The following is an 898-nucleotide window of genomic DNA, read 5'->3' on the forward strand; positions in this document are numbered from 1 at the left end:
ATTTAGAAAACAAAGTCGATGGAATCCGGCGAGAAGCCTTCCGGTTGCTCGTCCGAGTTCACCTGAATATCGCTTAACAGCAAATCTGGATTGATCCCAACCTGGGACAGGATCGCTATCAAATCTCTGGTTAATCTCTCAATAGCATCGGCTCCAAACAGCTTCGTGCAATATTCAAACGAACCCTTGATCTCCCCATCTTCATCACTCATGGACAAGGTCAAATCGAATTTGGAGATGCTGTGCTCCTGAACATATGGACTGAAGGACAGCGTTTCTAGCTTCGCTTCCTGTGACTCCATATTTTCCAGTACAAACATAGTGTCGAATAATGGGTTACGGCTTGCATCCCGTGCTACATCCAGCTTTTCCACCAACTCTTCCAGTGGATAATCCTGATGCTCGAAGGCTTGCAGCGTACGATCTCTGGCTTCCTGCAAGTAGCTGTGGAACGTTTGGTTGCCCTTCGGCTGATGCCGGATGGCTAGCGTATTCACGAACATTCCGATCAGTGGCTCCAGTTCAGGCAACAAGCGGCCTGCTACCGGCGTACCGATGATCAAATCGTCCTGACCGCTGTATTTGGACAGCAGAACGGTGTAGGCGCTTAATAGCACCATGTACAGCGTACTTCCGGTCTGTGCCGCAATTCGGTGCAGTTGCTCGGATACATTCGCGTCCACTGTAAATTCATACATCGCACCCTCGAAGCTGCGAACAGCAGGTCTAGGATAAGCAATTGGCAAATCCAGTACCGGCAATTCTCCGGCTAAATGCTCCAGCCAGAAGTGTTCCCGGCGTTGGTATGATTCACGCTGCATCTCCTGCTGCTGCCACACGGCGTAGTCTTTGTACTGAATTTGCAGCGGCTCCAATTCCTGTCCCTCGTACAGTTGTA

1 protein-coding gene is annotated in these 898 nt (G+C 50.1%); it reads right to left on the reverse strand.

Annotation, left to right across the window (positions count from 1 at the left end):
* Window positions 1-2: 2 nt before the first annotated feature.
* A partial coding sequence (locus tag NLX73_RS24820; protein ID WP_254327608.1) for a condensation domain-containing protein occupies window positions 3-898 on the reverse strand: 896 nt, incomplete at its 5' end.

Origin of the sequence: Paenibacillus sp. CH40 (assembly GCF_024213605.1) — a bacterium.
GTDB lineage: Bacteria > Bacillota > Bacilli > Paenibacillales > Paenibacillaceae > Paenibacillus > Paenibacillus polymyxa_B.